At 56.2% G+C, this 20134-nt stretch carries 21 protein-coding genes and 1 pseudogene; 14 read left to right on the forward strand and 8 right to left on the reverse strand.

Annotation, left to right across the window (positions count from 1 at the left end; genetic code table 11):
* Positions 1-64: 64 nt before the first annotated feature.
* Positions 65-601, forward strand: coding sequence for a hypoxanthine phosphoribosyltransferase (gene hpt / locus BAR1_RS08205; protein WP_118942571.1), 537 nt, complete (start codon positions 65-67; stop codon positions 599-601).
* Positions 602-947: 346 nt separating this feature from the next.
* A complete protein-coding gene (locus BAR1_RS08210; protein ID WP_162891708.1) occupies positions 948-1796 on the forward strand; it encodes a hypothetical protein in 849 nt (282 codons plus the stop codon).
* Here BAR1_RS08210 and BAR1_RS18350 read toward each other — a convergent pair.
* Positions 1793-1981: a hypothetical protein gene (locus tag BAR1_RS18350; RefSeq protein ID WP_162891709.1), complete on the reverse strand. Its 189-nt coding sequence runs from the start codon at positions 1979-1981 to the stop codon at positions 1793-1795. The genes BAR1_RS08210 and BAR1_RS18350 overlap by 4 nt on opposite strands.
* A 269-nt stretch (positions 1982-2250) precedes the next feature.
* Here BAR1_RS18350 and BAR1_RS08220 point away from each other — a divergent pair, with 269 nt between their 5' ends.
* On the forward strand, positions 2251-2865 hold the full coding sequence (locus tag BAR1_RS08220) for a COG3904 family protein (protein ID WP_162891710.1): 615 nt from the start codon (positions 2251-2253) through the stop codon (positions 2863-2865).
* On the opposite strand, the gene BAR1_RS08225 is transcribed toward BAR1_RS08220, so the two are convergent.
* From BAR1_RS08225 to BAR1_RS08235, 3 genes are read right to left on the reverse strand one after another with little or no spacing between them, the layout of a single operon-like run.
* Entirely contained in the window at positions 2862-3647 is a 786-nt protein-coding gene (locus tag BAR1_RS08225; RefSeq protein ID WP_118942575.1) for an ABC transporter permease, read from the reverse strand. The two genes, BAR1_RS08220 and BAR1_RS08225, sit on opposite strands and share 4 nt — an antisense overlap.
* Positions 3644-4408 (reverse strand): ABC transporter ATP-binding protein, encoded by a 765-nt coding sequence (locus BAR1_RS08230; protein WP_118942576.1) that lies wholly within the window; start codon positions 4406-4408, stop codon positions 3644-3646. Before BAR1_RS08230 ends, BAR1_RS08225 begins: the two co-directional genes overlap by 4 nt.
* A 33-nt stretch (positions 4409-4441) precedes the next feature.
* Positions 4442-5458 carry an ABC transporter substrate-binding protein gene (locus BAR1_RS08235; RefSeq protein ID WP_118942577.1) on the reverse strand — a complete coding sequence of 339 codons (1017 nt, stop codon included), beginning with the start codon at positions 5456-5458 and terminating at the stop codon, positions 4442-4444.
* A gap of 203 nt (positions 5459-5661) precedes the next feature.
* Between BAR1_RS08235 and BAR1_RS08240 the strand changes: the two genes are divergently transcribed.
* The gene (locus tag BAR1_RS08240) at positions 5662-6135 is read left to right on the forward strand and encodes a c-type cytochrome (protein ID WP_118942578.1); all 474 of its coding nucleotides are present in this window, start codon (positions 5662-5664) and stop codon (positions 6133-6135) included.
* Positions 6136-6156: 21 nt separating this feature from the next.
* Positions 6157-7044 carry a c-type cytochrome gene (locus BAR1_RS08245; RefSeq protein WP_118942579.1) on the forward strand — a complete coding sequence of 296 codons (888 nt, stop codon included), beginning with the start codon at positions 6157-6159 and terminating at the stop codon, positions 7042-7044.
* A 5-nt stretch (positions 7045-7049) separates the two neighbouring features.
* Here the strand turns inward: BAR1_RS08245 and lipA are convergent, their stop codons facing one another.
* A complete protein-coding gene (gene lipA, locus BAR1_RS08250; protein ID WP_118942580.1) occupies positions 7050-8000 on the reverse strand; it encodes a lipoyl synthase in 951 nt (316 codons plus the stop codon).
* Positions 8001-8115: 115 nt separating this feature from the next.
* On the opposite strand from lipA, the gene BAR1_RS08255 reads away from it, so the two are divergent.
* Positions 8116-8799: an aquaporin gene (locus tag BAR1_RS08255; RefSeq protein WP_118942581.1), complete on the forward strand. Its 684-nt coding sequence runs from the start codon at positions 8116-8118 to the stop codon at positions 8797-8799.
* Between the two features lie 138 nt (positions 8800-8937).
* Positions 8938-9471, forward strand: a complete 534-nt coding sequence (locus BAR1_RS08260; protein WP_118942582.1) for a peroxiredoxin — start codon at positions 8938-8940, stop codon at positions 9469-9471.
* Here BAR1_RS08260 and BAR1_RS08265 read toward each other — a convergent pair.
* On the reverse strand, positions 9468-10421 hold the full coding sequence (locus tag BAR1_RS08265; protein WP_118942583.1) for a hydrogen peroxide-inducible genes activator: 954 nt from the start codon (positions 10419-10421) through the stop codon (positions 9468-9470). The genes BAR1_RS08260 and BAR1_RS08265 overlap by 4 nt on opposite strands.
* A 94-nt stretch (positions 10422-10515) precedes the next feature.
* Here BAR1_RS08265 and BAR1_RS08270 point away from each other — a divergent pair, with 94 nt between their 5' ends.
* Positions 10516-11952 carry a catalase gene (locus BAR1_RS08270; protein ID WP_118942584.1) on the forward strand — a complete coding sequence of 479 codons (1437 nt, stop codon included), beginning with the start codon at positions 10516-10518 and terminating at the stop codon, positions 11950-11952.
* 39 nt (positions 11953-11991) lie between these two features.
* Here BAR1_RS08270 and BAR1_RS08275 read toward each other — a convergent pair.
* Positions 11992-13107 (reverse strand): annotated as a pseudogene (locus BAR1_RS08275) (DUF6456 domain-containing protein).
* A gap of 223 nt (positions 13108-13330) precedes the next feature.
* Between BAR1_RS08275 and BAR1_RS08280 the strand changes: the two are divergent.
* A complete protein-coding gene (locus BAR1_RS08280; RefSeq protein ID WP_118942585.1) occupies positions 13331-13624 on the forward strand; it encodes a DUF6477 family protein in 294 nt (97 codons plus the stop codon).
* On the opposite strand, the gene BAR1_RS08285 is transcribed toward BAR1_RS08280, so the two are convergent.
* Positions 13621-15165 carry a trimethylamine methyltransferase family protein gene (locus BAR1_RS08285; protein ID WP_118942586.1) on the reverse strand — a complete coding sequence of 515 codons (1545 nt, stop codon included), beginning with the start codon at positions 15163-15165 and terminating at the stop codon, positions 13621-13623. The genes BAR1_RS08280 and BAR1_RS08285 overlap by 4 nt on opposite strands.
* 141 nt (positions 15166-15306) lie before the next feature.
* Between BAR1_RS08285 and guaA the strand changes: the two genes are divergently transcribed.
* The 5 genes from guaA to metA all read left to right on the forward strand — a co-directional run bounded on the left by guaA (position 15307) and on the right by metA (position 20118).
* On the forward strand, positions 15307-16875 hold the full coding sequence (guaA, locus tag BAR1_RS08290; RefSeq protein ID WP_118944398.1) for a glutamine-hydrolyzing GMP synthase: 1569 nt from the start codon (positions 15307-15309) through the stop codon (positions 16873-16875).
* Between the two features lie 237 nt (positions 16876-17112).
* Positions 17113-17391, forward strand: coding sequence for a putative quinol monooxygenase (locus tag BAR1_RS08295; protein ID WP_162891711.1), 279 nt, complete (start codon positions 17113-17115; stop codon positions 17389-17391).
* Positions 17391-18248 carry a DMT family transporter gene (locus BAR1_RS08300; RefSeq protein ID WP_118942588.1) on the forward strand — a complete coding sequence of 286 codons (858 nt, stop codon included), beginning with the start codon at positions 17391-17393 and terminating at the stop codon, positions 18246-18248. Before BAR1_RS08295 ends, BAR1_RS08300 begins: the two co-directional genes overlap by 1 nt.
* 55 nt (positions 18249-18303) lie before the next feature.
* The gene (locus BAR1_RS08305) at positions 18304-19170 is read left to right on the forward strand and encodes an ATPase (protein WP_118942589.1); all 867 of its coding nucleotides are present in this window, start codon (positions 18304-18306) and stop codon (positions 19168-19170) included.
* A gap of 9 nt (positions 19171-19179) precedes the next feature.
* Positions 19180-20118, forward strand: coding sequence for a homoserine O-acetyltransferase MetA (gene metA / locus BAR1_RS08310; RefSeq protein WP_118942590.1), 939 nt, complete (start codon positions 19180-19182; stop codon positions 20116-20118).
* The last annotated feature ends 16 nt before the right edge of the window (positions 20119-20134 follow it).

The following is a 20134-nucleotide window of genomic DNA, read 5'->3' on the forward strand; positions in this document are numbered from 1 at the left end:
CCTGTTCCCCTGATCCTTTTTTATGCCATTAAGTGAATATATCGGGAAAGTTCAAGGAAACATTATGCCAACGCGACCCTATGTCATCGACGAAATGATCTCGGCCAAAACCATCGCCGCCCGGATCGAGGATCTGGCCCGTGAAATCCATGACGCCTTCGAGGGCACCGACAAGCTGGTGGTGGTTGGCCTGTTGCGTGGATCATTCGTGTTTATCGCCGATCTGGTGCGCGAGCTGGACCTGCCGGTCGAGGTGGATTTTCTTGAGGCATCGTCCTATGGCGACGGCACTGAATCCAGCCGCGAAGTGAAAATCATGAAGGATTTGCGCGGCCAGATCGGTGGGCGCGATGTGCTGCTGGTCGAGGATATTGTCGATACCGGCTTTACCCTGAAACATGTGGTCGGCCTGCTGAAGGCGCGCAAACCGGCGCATATGAAAACCATTGCCCTGCTGAATAAACAATCACGGCGCGAGGTCGATATAAATGCCGATTGGGTGGGCTTTGAAATTCCGGATGAATTTGTGGTGGGGTATGGCATTGATTTTGCCCAGAGAAACAGGAACCTGCCCTATATAGGAAAAGTCCGCTTTACCTAAGGTCACAACCGGCAAGAGAAATACAACAACCTTGTTTTTCGGATTTTTGACTGGTTTTTATGGAGTAAACGAATTGCAGTTTGGTCGCGTTTGATAATTTCTTATCCTGTTTAATATCAATAAATTACACGCCTTTCTTATTGTAAAGCGCGAGAAGTCTTATTGTGTTCACATAAAAATGTATGATAATAATTATCAAATGGCACTTTCTTAGGTATTTATTATGAAACATTCTGTCTTGGTTGCTATTGGGACCTCTTTTATTTCGGCACAATCTGTCATGGCAGAAGTGGATCAGAAACCTTTATTCTCATTGGGTGGAGTAAGCATTTCTGGCTATGCGGATTTGTCGTATTTTGATGATGAAACCAATTCGGGCACTTTTGCGCGTGCCGATATTGACCTGACATACCTGCCCAACCGCTCGCCATCCTCTTTTTCGCTAGGATTTTCACTGGGATTTGATGGTGCAAAAGAAAGCGGCAGCGGCGGTATCAACTCGGGTGTTTTTTACCCGGCCGTGTTGTTCGATTTCGGTGACAGCGGCAGGGTTTCAGTCGGGGCGCCGCGTTCGGTGATGAACCGCGGCTATATCCCGACAAGTGTTTTTGCATTGAACAGCCGGCTGGATTTGCAACTGTCCCCCTTTACTGACTCAGTGGTACCCTATCTGGCGCTGGCAGGGGATTACCACCCTTATGGAATCCGTTATGATACCGCGTTCGGAAACACCGAAATCGGAATATCCTTTAACCGGATCAGCGATTCCGGTCTGGACGCCGATTTTTATGCGATGGCTTTTAGCCATAAATTTGAATCCAGTGGCCGGATACCGGAACTGGATGTATTCGGGGCCGTTGAACGGATTGATGCCGGAGCGTTCAATACCCGCAACTATTCCCTTGGTATAGAAGCCGGTTTTGATAATCTGGACCTCGGGTTTCGGATTGATGAACGTAATCTACCAATGGATACCCGCGCAATCGAGCTTTATGGAAGGATGCAGTTTACCACGGCACTATCCACATCGGCTTCGGTGATCAATATCAATCCCGACATCGGAAGCAGTGTCACGGTTTACGGCATTGCGGTTGAATACCTGTTTGTGAACAATACCCACTTCAACGCAAGCTATTCGGACGGCAGTAACGGTGTTCCACGCAACATCGACCTGTCCGTCGGATGGCGGTTCTAGAGCGGCAAGCAAGTGAACATCTGGCAACTTCTGCGCATGTCCAGATGGGCGCGGAACCCGCCCAGTGCAAAGCGGGTGAAACTGGTTTTGGGGGTCATTTTGATCTGCCTTGTCCTGTTCGCGATCGAGCGCTGGATCGGTGTGCCGGACTGGCTGCAATTGGAGCCGCAACGGCGCTTTCGCATGCCTCGTCCCTAGGCAAATTGCTGACTTTTAGCGATTAACCCACTATGCTGGGTGAATGTTCCGTTTCCCCAAAAGCCATTGGCAGGGCCTTTTACCTGCCTATCTTTCTCTTTTTGTTATATTAATTGGATTAAGGGTGGTTGTTCACCTGATTTATGGCGTTGTTCCTGCATCGATCCCGTTAATTGGCATTGCGGTCTTATTTACGGCTGATGTGATCCTGATTTTCTGGCAAATTACCGGCACGTTACGGGCCTCGGAAAACCAAATGGGTAATAGCGGAGATACCCTGCTTTACTGGGGCAGTTACTCGGCCTCGATCGTGGCGGTTGCGATAATGGTTTTTGATGCCGCCACGATCATATCTTCGCGGACCGGTGCAAATACGGTTCCTGCCATTCCAAAAACCGCCCTGACCGTCCGTGGGGATACAATTCTGATCAGCGGGGACATAGATTTTGGAACATATGATGCCATCAAATCCCTACTGGAAGAAACACCGGAACAAATCACAACCGTGCGTCTGGACAGCAATGGCGGGCGTATCTATGCCGCCCGTGGCATTGCGCGGATTCTGATCTGGCACAGGCTGGATACCGAGGTGGACAAGCGCTGCGTATCTGCCTGCACTTTGGTTTTTCTGGCCGGATACAGGCGAAAGCTGCGCGAGGGGGCACAACTGGGGTTTCACCAATACGCCCAATCCAGCGATGTTCCTCTACTGGACACAGCAGAAGAGCAGGAAAAGGATCGGCTGTTCCTGAAGGCGCGCGGCGTTTCTGAAAGCTTCCTTGGGAAAATGTTTCAGGCAGAACACAATGACATCTGGTTTCCTGATCGGCAGGAATTACTGACCGCAGGTGTCATTACTGACGGGCCCTAAACCCGCCAGCGCAGCACTTTGGTCTCGATCCGGCTTAGAACAAAGCTCAGGCTAACCCCCAGCAGCGACAGGATGGTCACACCGGCAAACAGCCGTTCCAGATCATAGAGCGCACCGGCTTGCAGGATATAGGCGCCGATACCATATTCCGCACCGATCATTTCTGCCGCCGTCAGCAGGATGATGGCAATCGCCAGACTGACCCGCAGGCCGGACAAAATTCCGGGCATCGCACCAGGCAGCACAATTTTGCGGATGATACTGGCGCGGGTCAGGCCAAAGCTTTGCCCCATGCGGATCAGAGTGCGGTCCACATTGTCCACCGCGCCGTAGGTGGCGACCACCGTGGGGGTAAAGGTGCCAAAAGCGATCAGCATGTATTTCGACATCTCGTCAATGCCGAACCAGATCACGAACAGCGGCAACAGGGCGATTTTGGGGATCGGGAACAGTGCGGCCACCAGCGGCACCAGCCCCGCGCGCATCACGCTGAACAGGCCAATCCCCAACCCGATCAATATGCCCACCCCTGCCCCAAGGGTTGCGCCGACCGCCAGTCGTGCCAGCGAAACACTAAGATGGGTCCACAGCAGGCCCGATGTTGCCAGTTCATACAGCGTACGGATTACGTCAGACGGGCGCGGCAGGGTCAGGTTGGTGATCCACCCGGCCCGCGTGCCCCATTCGGCGATCAGCAGCAGGGCCACGAACACCCCGATGCCCACCCCGCGTATGCGTTTGGGGCGAAAGCCACCGCCGCGATAGGGAACCGGTTTGCTCATGCAATCAGCTCCTGATCGGCCGCTTCGGCCTCGTCGCGCATCAATTGCCAAAGCTCTTGCTCAATCGCGGCCAGCGCCGGATCACCAGCGGTGCGGTTTTCCAACGGGGTTTCGATATCGATCACTTTGCGCACCATGCCCGGCCTGCGGGACAGCACTACAATGCGGTGGCCAAGCCGCACGGCCTCGGCCAGATTATGGGTGACGTAAACAGCGGTAAAGGGGGTGCGCAGCCACAGGCCGACCAGATCATCCATCAGCAATTCGCGGGTTTGTGCATCCAGCGCGGATAGCGGCTCGTCCATCAGCCAGACGGCGGGCCGCACCGCCAGCGCACGGGCAATCGCCACCCGCTGCTTCATGCCGCCGGACAGGTTTTTCGGCAGCGCATCGGCAAAATCGGCCAGTTTGGTGCGGGTCAGAACATCGGTGATGATGCGGTCCATTTCCGCTTTGCCCAACCCGTGATCCTCGAGCACCAGCCGCACATTGCCGTCAACCGTGCGCCAAGGCAAAAGTGCAAAGTCTTGAAATACAAAGGTAAACGGGTTCAGGCTGTCGGCGGGTGGATCAGATAGCTGCATCACCTGCCCTTCGGTCGGACGTTCCAGCCCACCGATGAACCGCAGCAGTGTGGACTTGCCACAGCCCGACGGCCCCACCACGCAAACAATGCGTCCGGTGGGGATGTCCAGATTGATATCTGCCAGCACCTCGGTCGTCCCGTAGCGGTGCGTCAGCGCGTCAATTTTCAGATCCATAGCCGTCGGGGGGCGTCGCCACCCCCCGCCTTTTTACATGATGGTTTTGACGTAGCTGTCATCGACCAGCGTTTCATAAGTCACACTGTCCTTGATCATGCCTTCGGATTTGAACCAGTCCAGCTGATCCATCACCGACGCCTTGTTCAGCGCGGCACCGGCATTGATGCGCATGGCACCGTTGCGGATGGATTTTTCGGCTTTTTCAATCGGCTTGTCGGCGTAAACGTATTTATGGATCAGGTTGACCATTTCCGTTGCGGCCTCGTCACCGGCGGTTTTGTCCACCAGGGCGGCGTTGAAATCATCCGCCCCCATCGAGAACGCCCGCAGGAATGCTTCGGTTTTGGCGCGTTCATTGGCGGCATTATTGGCCGAGGTAAAGACAGTCGTGACCTGATAATTCGGAATGTAATCAGAGACATTGCCGATGATCTTGACCTTGCCGGCCCCTGCCAGGCCTTTGGCGATATGTGGCACGATCGACCAGGCATCAATCTGGCCCGACTTCAGCGCCCCGATGATGGCCCCGACCTTGTTCAGCGGTTTGAAGCTGACTTTTACACCCTCTTTGGCCGCGATTTTCGATCCCATGTAATGGAAGGACGATCCGGGCTGGGTGATGCCGTAGGATTTGCCATCCAGCATGGCGGGACTGGTCAGACCTGCATCAAATGCGGCAACCGAGGCCAGAATTTTCTGCCCGTCGATACCCTCTTCCTCGCTCAGCGCGCCGCCGATCACCTTGGCCGCCCCTTTTTCGGCCAGCGAGATCAAACCGCCGGAAATCGCCGTGACGGCGTAATCCACATCACCCGAGGCAATGGCAACGGCCATGGGCTGGGCGGCCTGAAAGAATTCAAATTCCACGTCCAGCCCTTCATCGGCGAAATAGCCGCGCTCGAACGCGACAAAGCTGGCTGCATGGCTGGTAAAGCGCAGCGCGCCCACCTTCAATCTGGTGCCGGCAAAGGCCGGTGCCGGAATCATCGGTGCAGCGGCTGCCGCGCCCAGCAACGCCAAGGATTGACGACGTGTAAGATTTGTCATTGTTCATTCTCCCTTAACAAATGTTGAAAACATATGGCCATTGCTTTGGCGTAAAGTCAATTTGTTCGCATACAAACACGCAGCCTTGACACCGCAGCGCCAGAAATAATCCCTTGGCCGATCGCAAAATATTGTGATTTCACCTGAATACAATTTCTTTCTATCCCGTCATCGGGGACGCGTTATAATTGAAAGAGCAAAACATGAAAAGAACCATACCAGCCTATGCTATTGCCCTGACGGTCGCTGCGTCTACCGTTTTTGCAGCAAGCCAGATAACACCCGGCCCATATGATGGCGCGATCACAGCCCGTCAGTCCCATATGCGGCTGAATGCCTTCAACATCGGGGTATTGGCCAGCATGGCCAAGGGCAAAATCGAATATAACGCCGAAGCCGCCTCGAATGCCGCCAGTAATCTGAACGCGCTGGCCAATTTGCACGCTGGCAATTATTGGCCAGAGGGGTCGGATTCGGTTGCCAACAAAAACACAAATGCCCTGCCCGCAATCTGGCAGAACTTCCCGGATTTCGCCTCGAAGGCAAAGCCCCTCAAGGTGGCAACAGCCCAGATGGACATGGTTGCAGGCAATGGTCTGGACGCCCTGAAAGGCCAGATCAAAGAGGTTGGCGGGGCCTGTGGCGGATGTCACAAAGTGTATCGTCAGTCAGAATAATCCAACCGGATTGGAAATGAAATGAAGCGCTTTTTTGTGTTTCTTGCAGTGCTGGCGTTTGCCGGCACTGTTATCGCTTATGTGACGACGCCCGAAACACTTGATCCGGTCAAACTGGCGGGGATTACGCCCAATCTTGCCTTGGGCAAGCAGGTTTTTGCCGAAGGCGGCTGTGCCTCGTGTCACTCTGCCCCCAAGGCTGAGGGGGACGAGCGGCTAAAACTGGGCGGTGGCCGTGCCTTTCCCAGCGATTTTGGCACGTTCTATGCCCCGAATATTTCACCGGATACGCAAACCGGCATCGGCAACTGGAGCGCGATTGATCTGGTCAATGCGATGCACTACGGAACATCCCCCGACAACAACCACTATTACCCCGTGTTTCCCTATGGCTCGTTCAATAAGGCCAGCCTGAAAGACATTGTTTCCCTTTACGGTTATTTGATGCAACTTCCCGCCGTCCAGAAAAAGAATCGCCCTCATGATGTCAATTTCCCTTTCAACATCCGCGCGACACTGGGGGTGTGGAAAATGTTGTTTTTATCAAATGCCCCCGTGTTAATGGCCCCCGTAACTCCCGAGGTGCGGCGCGGGCAGTATCTGGTGGAAGGGCTGGGCCATTGCGCAGAATGCCATACCCCGCGCAATTTTCTGGGTGGGCTAAAGCGGGATCGCTGGCTGGCGGGGGCGCCCAACCCGTCGGGACGGGGGACTATACCGAATATCACTCCGGCAAAGCTGAAGTGGGACAAGACCGATATCGTCGCCTATTTCACAACAGGCCTGACACCGGAATTTGACTCGGCGGGGGGTGAAATGGCCGAAGTGATCGAAAACCTGTCACAACTATCCGAAAGCGACCTGATGGCGATCGCGGCCTATCTAAAGGCCATTCCGGCAATCGAGTAATCCGCCTAGGACGACAGTTTCTCCAGCCGTGCCGCGCGCAGGCGGGCGAAATCATCGCCCGCGTGATAGCTGGAGCGTGTCAGCGGTGTGGCCGAGACCATCAGGAACCCTTTGCCATAGGCGGCTGTTTCGTAGGATTTGAATTCATCCGGCGTGACAAACCGCGCAACCGCGTGGTGTTTCGGTGTGGGTTGCAGATACTGGCCGATGGTCAGGAAATCCACATCTGCGGCGCGCATGTCGTCCATCACTTGGCGCACCCCCATCTCGTCTTCGCCCAGGCCGACCATGATGCCGGATTTGGTGAACATGGCAGGGTCCAGCTCCTTGACCCGCTGCAACATGCGCAGGGAATGGAAATACCGCGCGCCTGCCCGCACTTCGGGGTACAGGCCCGGCACGGTTTCCAGATTATGGTTGAACACATCCGGTTTGGCGGCCACCACCACTTCCAGCACGGATGGATCGCACTTTAGAAAATCGGGTGTCAGGATTTCGATGGTGGTTTCGGGGGACTGGTGGCGAATGGCGCGGATGGTCTGGGCGAAATGTTCGGCCCCGCCATCCTCGATATCATCGCGATCAACCGAGGTGATTACGACGTGTTTCAGCCCCAGCTTTTTCACCGCGTCCGCCACGCGGCCCGGCTCGAAGGCATCCAGATCCTCGGGCGGCTTGCCGGTGGCGATGTTGCAGAAACTACAGGCCCGCGTGCAAACCTCGCCCATGATCATCATCGTGGCGTGGCCCTGATTCCAGCATTCGCCCACATTGGGACAGCCCGCTTCCTCGCAAACTGTTACCAGCCCGTGTTCGCGCATGATCTTGTGAGTATCGGCATAGCCGGCACCACCGGGGGCGCGCACCCGGATCCAGCTTGGCTTTTTCGGCTGCGCATTATCGGCACGGTGTGCTTTTTCCGGATGGCGCTGCTCGGGTATTTTGAGGTCTCGCATCAGATATTCCCCTGATATTTGCCGCGAATATACGCAATATACCACGGGATACCAGAGCGGTTTTCACAATGCCGCCATGAATTTTTAGGTACGCGTTAACGAGGGGGTATTTTACATGAAGAAGATAATTGCAGAAGCATTCGGCACATTCATTTTGGTGTTATTCGGGGTCGGGTCGGCGGTTTTGATGGGGAACCAGATCGGCATGTTGGGTATTTCGCTGGCATTCGGCATCTCCATCGTTGCCGCCGCTTATTCGATCGGCGCGATATCCGGCGCACATCTTAACCCTGCCGTATCGTTGGGCATGGTCACGGCTGGCCGGATGGGCACCGGCGAATTCATCTCATACGCCATCGCCCAAATCGCAGGCGCTATTATTGCGGCCCTTGTGGTGCTGATGATTGCCTCGGGCAAGGCGGATTATTCACTGGCTGAAAACGGCCTGGGCCAGAACGGCTATGGCGCGGGTTATCTGGGGGAATACAACCTGACAGCTGCATTGATCTTCGAGGTGGTTGCAACCTTTGTCTTTGTCACTGTCATTCTGGGGGCCACCCAGAAAGGCGCCCCGGCGATGATGGCCGGTTTGGCCATCGGCCTGACACTGGCGGGCATCCATATGGTCGGCATCAATGTGACCGGTGTGTCGGTCAACCCTGCTCGCTCGATCGGGCCTGCGTTGTTTGCAGGGGCCAAGGCGCTTGCGGATCTGTGGGTGTTCATCGTTGCCCCGTTGATCGGTGGCGCGGTTGCCGGAATGGTTTTCAAGGCCGGCCTGACCAGCGCCGAAGAATAAGAATTCACTCACGGGCAACAAGAACGAGCAGGGCAGCCTTTACCGGTTGCCCTGCTTTCTATTTGATCACATTCTGGAATCAGAATAAGAAGCAAAACAGAAACACCCGACCATATTAATCCCAAAAGGAAATATACAATGCAAGCAGGCGTAACACTGCCCCAAATCACCTTTCACACCCGCGTTCGCGATGAAAGCATTGGCGGCGACAACCCGTTCAAATGGGAAGACAAAACCACCGACGACTATTTCAAAGGCAAGCGCGTGATCCTGTTTTCACTGCCCGGTGCCTTTACACCTACATGTTCCACCTACCAGCTGCCCGGCTACGAAAAAGCCGCCGCTGAATTCCGCGATCTGGGGATTGACGAAATCTATTGCCTGTCGGTGAACGACAGCTTTGTGATGAACAAATGGGCTCAGTCGCAGAACCTGAAAAACGTCAAGGTTATTCCCGATGGCGCCGGTGAATTCACCCGTCTGATGGGGATGCTGGTTGATAAATCCAACATCGGCTTTGGCATGCGTTCATGGCGCTATGCGGCCATCATCAAGGACGGTGTGGTCGAGGCATGGTTCCAGGAACCGGGCCGCGAAGACAACCACGGTGAAGACCCCTATGGCGAATCCTCGCCCGAAACCGTGATGGCATGGCTCAAGGCCAACGCCTAAGGCTCAATGCTGGGCGGCACCCCTGCCCCGCATTCCCCCGCCGGCAGTAATTCCCTGCCTGCTGCGGCCAATGTTTCGGCCAGTTTTTCAAACCATCCATCCCCCGCACTGCTTTTGCGCCGCACCAGCCCGATCACCCGCGCGGGCTGTGGGTCCTGAAAGCGCAAGGTTGCCATATCGGGCACGGCCCTGCATTCGCTGGCCAGCGCGATTTCCGGCAGAAACGTCAACCCGAACCCTTCGGACACCAAGCGGCACAGGGTTGCCAGTGACGAGGCCGACAAATCCACCCGTGTCGCGCTGCGTTCCATCGCGCAGACCTCTAGCGCCTGTTCCGACAGGCAATGCCCTTCTTCCAGCAACAACAAGCGATCTGGATCAATCGTTGTCGGGCGAAGTTTGTCGGGCGCTGCAGCCAATGTGGAAATCTGGGCTGATGATCCGGCCAGCAGGAACCTGTCCTGAAACAAGGGGTATTCAACCAATCCGGCCTTATTGGTCGGCAGCGCAATCACCGCCGCATCCAGTGTGCCGTTTTGCAATTCTTCCATCAGGCGTTCGGTGCGCGATTCCCGCACCCGCAGATCAAGGTTTACATTCTGTGCCCGCAACATCGGCAGGGCAACCGGCAACAGATAGGGCGCAACCGTCGGGATCACCCCCAGTGTCACCCGCCCCGACAACCCGTCGCGCAACCGCGTGACATCCTGCAAATCGCGCACCCCCGCCAGCACCCGTTTGGCGTGACGCAGCACATCATGGCCCGTCGGGGTCAACACAATATCGCGGGGCTGTCGTTCAACTAGTTTTGCGCCCAATCTGTCCTCAAGCTCGCGGATCTGCACCGACAGGGCGGGCTGTGTGACATGGACCAACACGGCGGCACGTCCGAAATTTCGCGCCTCGGCCAATGCGATAAAGTATTCAAGTTGCTTCAGGGTGATATTCATAACCATATCTTATCAGTAAGCATAAAAAAGACAATTTCTATTTATAGCCAATTTCCGCCATCCTGTTCCCATCAACATTGCATGGAGAGTGATAATGACCAAACGTCTGACCACAACCGCCGGCGCGCCGATCGCCGATAACCAGAATTCCCTGACCGCCGGTGCGCGCGGGCCTGTTTTGATGCAGGACTACCAGTTGATGGAGAAACTGGCCCACCAGAACCGCGAGCGCATCCCCGAACGCACCGTGCACGCCAAAGGCTGGGGCGCGCATGGCACCCTGCGGATCACCGGCGACATCACCAAATACACTTGCGCCAAGGTGTTCGAGCCGGGCAGCGAAACCCCGATGCTGGCGCGGTTTTCCACCGTTGCCGGTGAAATGGGCGCGGCCGACCATGAGCGCGATGTGCGCGGCTTTGCCCTGAAGTTTTACACCAGCGAAGGCAACTGGGACATGGTTGGCAACAACACGCCGGTGTTTTTCATCCGCGATCCCTACAAGTTCCCCGATTTCATCCACACGCAAAAACGCCACCCGCGCAGCAATCTGCGGTCGCCCACAGCGATGTGGGATTTCTGGTCCCTGTCGCCGGAATCTATCCATCAGGTGATGATCCTGATGTCGGATCGGGGCTTGCCCAAAACGCCGATGAACATGAACGGCTATGGCAGTCATACCTATAGTTTCTGGAATAACGATGGCGAACGGTTCTGGGTGAAATTCCACTTCAAAACCGCGCAGGGCCACGCCCATTACACCAACGAGGAAGGCAACGCCATCATCGGCAATACCCGCGAGGGGTTTCAGGAAGCGTTGTTTGGCACGATCGAATCCGGCGACTTCCCCAAATGGCGGTTCTATGTGCAGATCATGTCGGAAAAAGAAGCCGAAACAACGCCTTACAACCCGTTTGATCTGACCAAAGTCTGGCCGCATGCGGATTATCCATTGATCGAAGTTGGCGAATTCGAGCTGAACCGTAACCCCGACAACTATTTTGCGGAAATCGAACAGGCCGCTTTCAGCCCGTCAAACATCGTCCCCGGCATCGGCTTTTCGCCTGATAAAATGCTACAGGCGCGGGTGTTTTCCTATGCGGATGCGCACCGGCACCGGCTGGGCACCCATTACGAGGCCCTGCCCGTCAACACGCCCAAATGTCCGGTGCACCACTATCACAAGGATGGCGCGATGAATTTCATGGGGCAGCAAAGCGGCGTGACCGATGCCTATTACGAGCCAAACAGCTTTGGCGGGCCAATCGAGGATCCCAGCGTTGCCGAACCCCCCTTGCGGATTGACGGCGATGCGGCGCGCTATGACCATCGCGACGGCAATGATGATTACAGCCAGCCGCGGGCCTTGCATGACCTGATGGATGCAGCCCAGCAGAACCGGCTGTATTGTAACACTGCCGCCGCCATGCAGGGGGTGCCGCAAGACATCATAGACCGGATGCTGACCCATTATGACAAGGTTTCCAAAGCCTATGGCGACGGGGTGCGGGCGGCTTTGTCCGAAGGGTAGAAACGGCTGGCCCCGGATCCGTTCCGGGGCCAATTCCGGTTAACCGATCATCGGTCCGTGCGGGCCGTATTTTTCATCGTAATGCTGTTTCAGCCGTTGCAGGGCAATCCGCAGCACAATCTTGCCCGACCGTGCCGACCAGCCCATGCGCCGCTCGGCGGTTTCCATCCCTTCCAGATAACAGCAACACCGCAGCACCACATCACCCAGCCCCGGCCCCAGATCACGCAGTGCTTACGAAACCCGGTCGCGCGCACCGGTGGGGCCATCCCCAACCCCGCTGTCGTTGGAAAACCCGCCCCGTGTGCCGCCGGTCAAAAACCGCTCCCAGTTCTGCGCCACCCGCGGCCCCATCTGCGCCAGTTCGAAATCCTCGCGCAGGCGCTCGCCCGCTGCCACCAGATCATCGGTCAGAAATGGTTTGCCATTCTTGTCCTTGCGCCGCGCCAAAGCCGCCAGCGGGGATTCCGCCACGTTATAGCGCACCGCCCGCCGCTTGCCGCCCTCGTTCACCGTTTTCTCGCCCCAGACGCGGTGCTGGTCGCCAAATTGCGCCGGCGCCTCGGCAAAACCGGCGCGGATGTTTTCGGCCTCGGCCAACAGACGTTTCAACGCAGTGCGCCCCGCCGTGGTGATCCCATAACGGGCAATGCGTCCGTTTTTTACACAGGTGATCCAGTCCTTCAGCGCCATTGCCTGCGCAACAGGACGGTCCACGACGGCGGTGCGGGCGGTCTGACCGCCTGGCAATTCACGCACCACCACCGCCTTTTCCATATCCGGCGCAATCGCCAGCACTGCGCCGGTTTCGCTTAGGCGGCGCAAAATACGGCGCCCTTCGCGGTTCAAAGTGGATTCATCGGTTTTCAGGTTGGCGTGACGGATTGGTGCGCTCATTTCGGGCGAGTCCTTTTCATCTGGATTAACAATTGTTGGAAAATGCTGACGGCCCAGATTGCTCAGGGCTTCGTCAACCAGCGGATCATCGCGTCGGTTTTCAAACCGGCGAATCTGCCGCAATACAGTCGAGGCATGGCAGCCTGCGTTTCGGGCCACCGCACGGATGGATAACCCTTGTTTGGTATGTTGCAGATATCTTTGCGCCGCTTCAGGCACCCAGTTTGGCAAAGCTCTCGGTTCGCAGAGGTATGGCATTGATGCCCCCATCACTTTTCTCCTTTTTATTATCGGTCAAGTTACCCGGCGACGATCAGCTTTGGGTTGAAGTGTTACGCGAAGGTTAACGAAAGCGACGATCCCTAGAATTGTTCCAAAAATATAAACTTTTCTGAAACCTCCGTTCGGGAGTCCGAGACAATGCGCAACACCCGTTCAGATTGTGTCATTAATGGGGCAAAGCAATCAGGAGCCTATGTAAATGAACGACCTAATGAGCATGTTGAAATGTCTTCATCGCCCCCGCCTTTTGATTCGTGCCGCCCGTTTCGGTGTGACCGAATATAACCGCAAGCGCGACCTGCGCCGCCTTCTCAAGGTTTCAGTTCCGCCATCCCCGGGCCGCGCCATTGTCAGGCTGATGAACGAGGAAAGCCTGCAAGAAGAAAAACGCAAAACGGGTGATGCCGGTTACAGCATCACCCGTCATGTTTCATTATTGATTGCCCTGATGGGCGAGGCCCGTTTGCTGGGCGCCGGATCGGGTCATTCCTAAAGGAATGAATCGGGTGTCGAATCTTTCTTGGCTTGAACGTAGGCCTGTAATTTCTGTGCAATTTCAGGGTCCAGCGCGGGTTGTTGATAATCTGTTAACAGTTTTGCAACCCGTGCTGTGGCCAGCGCAACCGTATCGCGCGCGCCCTCTTCTTCCCAGGTTTCAAACGGTTTGTAATCCAGCAGATCGGTATGCCAGAATGCCTCCTTGAAATTGCTCTGCGTATGTTCGCAACCCAGAAAATGCCCCCCCGGTCCGACCTCGGCAATGGCCCCCATTGCTTGCGCGTTTTCATCCGTCGGCACACCGGCGGCCAGACGGTGCAGAATGCCCAGTTGATCGGCATCCATCACGAATTTCTCGAAGCTGGCCACCAGACCGCCTTCCAGCCAGCCACAGGCATGCAGCATGAAATTCACCCCGCCAAACAGCGCCGCATTATGGGTGTGCGCGGTCTCGTAAGCCGCCTGCGCATCCGGCAATTTCGAGCCACACAGCCCGCCACCAGATCTGAACGGAAGGTTAAGACGCCGTGCAAGCTGCCCTGCCCCGTTAAGGATTTGTGTAGCTTCCGGCGTGCCAAAGGTGGGCGCGCCGGAATTCATGTCGATCGAGGTCACAAAACAGCCGAAAATCACCGGTGCACCGGGGCGGATCAACTGGCTATAGGCAATCCCGGCCAGACATTCGGCCAGAACCTGCGTCAGCGTGCCCATCACCGATACCGGCGACATCGCCCCGCCAACAATAAAGGGCGACAGGATGCAGGCTTGATTATTACGCGCGTAAATCTCCATCGCGCCCATCATGATGGAATCAAAGGTCAGCGGTGAATTGACGTTGATCAGCGAGGTCATCACCGTGTTTTCCTGCACAAAATCCTTACCGAACAGGATCTCGCACATTTCCACCGAATCCTGTGCCCGCGAGGGTTCCGTTACCGACCCCATGAAGGGTTTGTCCGAATAAAGCATATGCGTCAGCAGCATATCCAGATGCCGCTTGTTCACCGGCACATCGGTTGGCTCGCACACCGTGCCGCCGGAATGGTGCAGGTATTTAGACATATAGCCCAGTTTCACGAATTTGGTGAAATCCTCCATCGTCGCATACCGCCGCCCGCCTTCGGCATCTCGCACAAAGGGCGGGCCGTAAACCGGTGCCAACACCAGTGAATCACCGCCAATTTCCACGTTCCGTTCAGGATTGCGGGCGTGCTGGGTAAATTTGGAGGGCGCGGTTTCACACAGCTTGCGCGCCAGCCCGCGCGGGATGCGTACCCGCTCCCCGTCTATCATCGCACCGGCCTTGCGCCAGATTTCCAGCGCCTCGGGGTTATCGACGAAATTCACGCCGATCTCTTCCAGAACGGTTTCCGCGTTGTGCTCGATAATTTGCAACGCCGCCTCGTCCAACATCTCCAGATTTGGGATATTGCGCTCGATATACTTCGCAGCCTCGATCCGCACTGCCGTACGTTCCGCCCGCCGTGCGGCCCCGCCGCCGCCCCGCACCCGCCGTCTGGTTCTTTGTTCTGTCATCTCGCGATTCCCCGAAAAAATCTTCTAGGGGTCATTCTTATGCGATCCTTGCCCCCCCTCACCCCCGAAATCCGGCCAATAAGGGGCGAAAGCGACATTGCCACGCTTGATCATTGCGCGATTGCCGCCTATTGCCAAACCATGACAGATATTACACATGACCGCCTTCTTATCATCGACTTTGGTTCGCAAGTGACGCAGCTGATTGCGCGCCGTCTGCGGGAATTGAACGTCTATTGCGAAATCCATCCGTTCAACAAGGTGACCGATGCCTTTCTGGCCGAATTCGCGCCAAAGGCGGTGATCCTGTCGGGCGGCCCCAACAGCGTGATTGATGCCGGCTCGCCGCGTCCGCCGGAAAGCCTGTTTTCGATGGGTATACCGGTGCTGGGCATTTGTTATGGCCAGCAGGTTATGATGCAGATGCTGGGCGGTCAGGTTGAAACCGGCCGCGGCACCGCCGAATTCGGCCGCGCCTATGTAACGCCGACCAACGAACACCTGCCGCTGCTCGAAGGTTGGTTCATCGCTGATGATGACCGCGAACAGGTCTGGATGAGCCACGGCGACCACGTTTCCAAAATCGCACCCGGGTTCAAGGTCTACGGCACCTCGCCGAATGCGCCCTATGCGATCACCGCCGATCCGTCGCGCCATTTTTATGCGGTACAGTTCCACCCCGAAGTGCACCACACCCCGAACGGCGCGAAACTCTATGAAAACTTTGTCCGGCTGGCAGGCTTCACCGGCGACTGGACCATGGGCGCCTATCGCGAAGAAGCCATCCGCAAAATCCGTGAACAGGTAGGTGACGCCAAGGTGATCTGCGGTTTGTCCGGCGGGGTTGATTCCTCGGTTGCCGCGGTGCTGATCCACGAGGCAATTGGCGATCAACTGACCTGCGTTTTCGTTGACCACGGGCTGCTGCGCCAGAACGAGGCCGAAGAAGTGGTGGAAATGTTCCGCGACAATTACAACATGCCGCTGATCCATGCGGACGAACGCGAGTTGTTTCTGGGCGAACTGGACGGCGTGTCCGATCCGGAAACCAAGCGCAAGATCATTGGCAAACTATTCATCGATGTGTTTCAGAAACATGCGGGCGAAGTGGGCGGGGCCAGATTTCTGGCTCAGGGCACGCTTTACCCCGATGTGATTGAAAGCGTTTCCTTTTCCGGCGGCCCCTCGGTGACGATCAAAAGCCACCATAATGTAGGTGGCCTGCCCGAAAAGATGGGCCTGAAACTGGTCGAGCCATTGCGCGAATTGTTCAAGGACGAAGTGCGCGCGCTGGGCGTTGAACTGGGCCTGCCCAAATCCTTTATCGGCCGCCACCCCTTCCCCGGCCCAGGTCTGGCGATCCGCTGCCCCGGTGAAATCACCCGCGAGAAGCTGGAAATCCTGCGCAAGGCCGATGCGGTTTACATCGACCAGATCCGCAAACACGGGCTGTATGATGAAATCTGGCAGGCTTTTGTCGCAATCCTGCCCGTGCGCACGGTCGGGGTGATGGGCGACGGGCGGACTTATGATTTTGCCTGTGCGCTGCGGGCGGTGACTTCGGTGGACGGGATGACGGCAGATTACTACCCTTTCTCCCATGAATTCCTTGGCGAAACCGCAACGCGGATCATTAACGAAGTCGAAGGCATCAACCGCGTGACCTATGATATTACCAGCAAACCACCGGGAACCATTGAATGGGAATGAACGTAAAACACCCTGACCAAACCTAGGGTCAGGGTGCCATTACCGTTCACGGCCATCGGCGTCCCCGCCTGTACCGCGACTCGATGTTTCGCATATAATGGTTACCGATTGCTTAATTACTGTTCCCCAAATATCCTCGCCGAAGGCATAGAATCCAAAATGTCCCGACAGTGACTTTTATGCGCTCCGCGCGGGGGATATTTATAGAACGATAATGGGACAAGGCAGGGCAGAATTATGAAGATCCAGCTTACAGGCTATATTGATGTGCCTGCCGATCGTCTGGATCAGGTCAGCGCCGCCCTGCCCGAACATATTCGACTGACCCGCGCCGAAACGGGGTGTATCAGCTTTGATGTCACCCCCTCGCCCAATGTGGTTGGGCGGTTTGATGTGGCTGAAGTCTTTGCCGATCGCAACAGCTTTGACGCGCACCAACAGCGGGCCGGTGCAACCAACTGGGCCAAGGTGACCAAGGGTATTACCCGACATTATCAAATCGTGGAAATCCCCTGATGTCGACCACTGCGCGGGCTGCCATATGGATGATCGGAGCGATCCTGTCGTTTTCGTCACTGGCTGTGGCGGGACGAACCGTAAGCGCGGAACTGGACACCTTCGAGTTGTTGTTTTACCGCTCGGTGATCGGCATTGTCATTGTAACAGGCGTGGCGGCAATGGCGGGCACCCTGCCTCAGGTCAACCGGCACCGTATCGGCACGCATTTGCTGCGCAATATCGCCCATTTTGCCGGCCAGTCCCTGTGGTATTTCGCCCTGACTGTGATCCCGCTGGCGCAGGTGTTCGCGCTGGAATTCACCTCGCCCCTGTGGGTGGTGCTGCTGTCGCCCCTGTTGCTGGGCGAACGTTTGACGCCGTTTCGCCTGATGGTCACCGCGCTTGGCTTTGTCGGCATTCTGATCATCACCCGCCCCGGTGCTGAGACCCTGAACTGGGGCGTCGCCGCGGCCGCGCTGGCGGCTGTTTGTTTTGCCACCACCAGCATTTTCACCAAACGGCTGACCCGCGATGTATCGCTAACCGGTATCCTGTTCTGGCTGGTGGTGATGCAATCTGTGATGGGGCTGGCTGTGGCGGGATATGACGGGGAAATACGTATCCCCTCGTCCGCGATATGGCCTTGGTTGCTGTGGATCGGGCTGGCCGGTCTGATCGCGCATTTTTGCCTGACCAAAGCCCTGTCCATTGCCCCCGCCAGCACGGTCGGGCCACTGGACTTCGCCCGCCTGCCGCTGATTGCCGTGGTCGGCGCGATTTTCTATGGCGAGGCGCTGGACATTTATGTCTTTGCCGGTGCCGCACTGATCTTTGCCGCCAACTATCTGAACATCCGTTATTCCCAGAGCGGTTGACCCCTGCCGCCCTGCAATCTACCTAGGAACAAAGAATAATTCACGGATCGCGACCATGTTCTACAAATCCGCCGACGACTGGAACAACGCCGCCCACAAGCGTGTGGCGCTGTTTGGCATGTCCGGCCTTGGCAAAACCCATGTCGCCAATATCCTGCGGCGCGATGGCCACTGGTTTCACTACAACGTCGATTACCGCATCGGCACCCGCTATATGGGCGAATTCATCGTTGATAATTTCAAACGCGAGGCGATGAAAAATCCGTTTCTGGCGGAATTGCTGCGCACCGACAGTATCGACATTTCCTCGAATATTTCCTTCGATAATCTGGCGCCGCTTTCCACCTATCTGGGCAAACCGGGCAACCCTGATCTTGGCGGGTTGGCGTTCGAGGATTATATGCACCGTCAAAGCCAGCACCGCATTGCCGAGATCAATGCGCTGAGCGATACAGGCCACTTTATAAATCGCGCGCAAACCCTTTATAAGTATAATAATTTCATATGTGATACCGGTGGGTCAATCTGCGAGGTTGTGGAGCCTGACAATGAAAACGACCCCGTCTTGCGGCATCTGTCAGACAACCTGTTGCTGGTCTGGATCAAGGGATCCGAGGCCCATGCAGACCAGTTGATCGAGCGTTTCAATGCCGCACCCAAGCCGATGTATTACCCGCCAGAAATCATGCGTGATATGTGGGCCCGCTATCTGGCTGAAAAGGGCCAGAGCGAGGATCAGGTTAACCCCGATGATTTTATCCGCTGGGGATATGCCGAGGCCTTGCACCACCGCCAGCCGCGCTATGAGGCGATGGCGCGGAACTGGGGCGTGACAGTGGCTGCCGAGGATGTGGCGCAGGTCAGAACCCCTGCCGATTTTAACGCTATGATCGCTGATGCCATCACCAACAAGACCCGCTAGGACACTGATATGCCTATAAGAATCCCATCCACCCTGCCCGCCTTTGATATCCTGTCGAATGAAGGCGTGATGGTGATGTCCCAGCGCCACGCCGACAAACAGGACATCCGCCCGCTGGACATCGCGCTGCTGAATCTGATGCCTGAAAAGATCAAGACAGAAACCCAGTTTGCCCGCCTGATCGGGGCCACGCCGCTACAGTTGGAATTGACCCTGATCCGCATGTCGGAACATAAAAGCAAGACCACCTCGGAATCGCATATGGGCGCGTTTTACCAGCCGTTCCAGGCGGTGAAGGATCGCAAATTTGACGGGCTGATCATCACCGGCGCGCCGATCGAACACCTGCCGTTTTCCGATGTGACCTACTGGGACGAATTGCGCGAAATCTTTGACTGGACCCAGACCAATGTGCATTCCACATTCGGGGTTTGCTGGGGTGGAATGGCGATGATCAACCATTTCCACGGGGTTGACAAACATATGCTTAACGCCAAGGCATTCGGCTGTTTCCGGCATCAGAACAAGAAACCCACATCCCCCTATTTACGTGGTTTTTCTGATGATTGCGTGATTCCGGTCAGCCGCTGGACGGAAATGCGCCAGAATGAAATCGACGCCCGCGACGGTCTGGTGACCCTGCTTGCCAGTGACGAGGTCGGCCCCTGTCTGGTGCAGGATGACGCCCATCGGGCGCTCTATATTTTCAATCATTTCGAATATGACACCGATACCCTGAAAGGCGAATATGACCGCGATGTTACCAAGGGCAAACCGATCAATGTGCCGGTGAATTACTATCCCGATGATGACCCCTCCAAACCGCCGCTGAACCGTTGGCGCAGCCACGGGCATTTGCTCTATACCAACTGGATCAGCGAAATCTATCTGACCACACCGTTTGACCAGAGCCTGATTGGTCAGGCCACAACAGATTTGCGGGGCTAGTTTGCCCCCCCCCCGC

The sequence above is a fragment of the Profundibacter amoris genome, assembly GCF_003544895.1.
In the GTDB taxonomy this organism is placed as follows: domain Bacteria; phylum Pseudomonadota; class Alphaproteobacteria; order Rhodobacterales; family Rhodobacteraceae; genus Profundibacter; species Profundibacter amoris.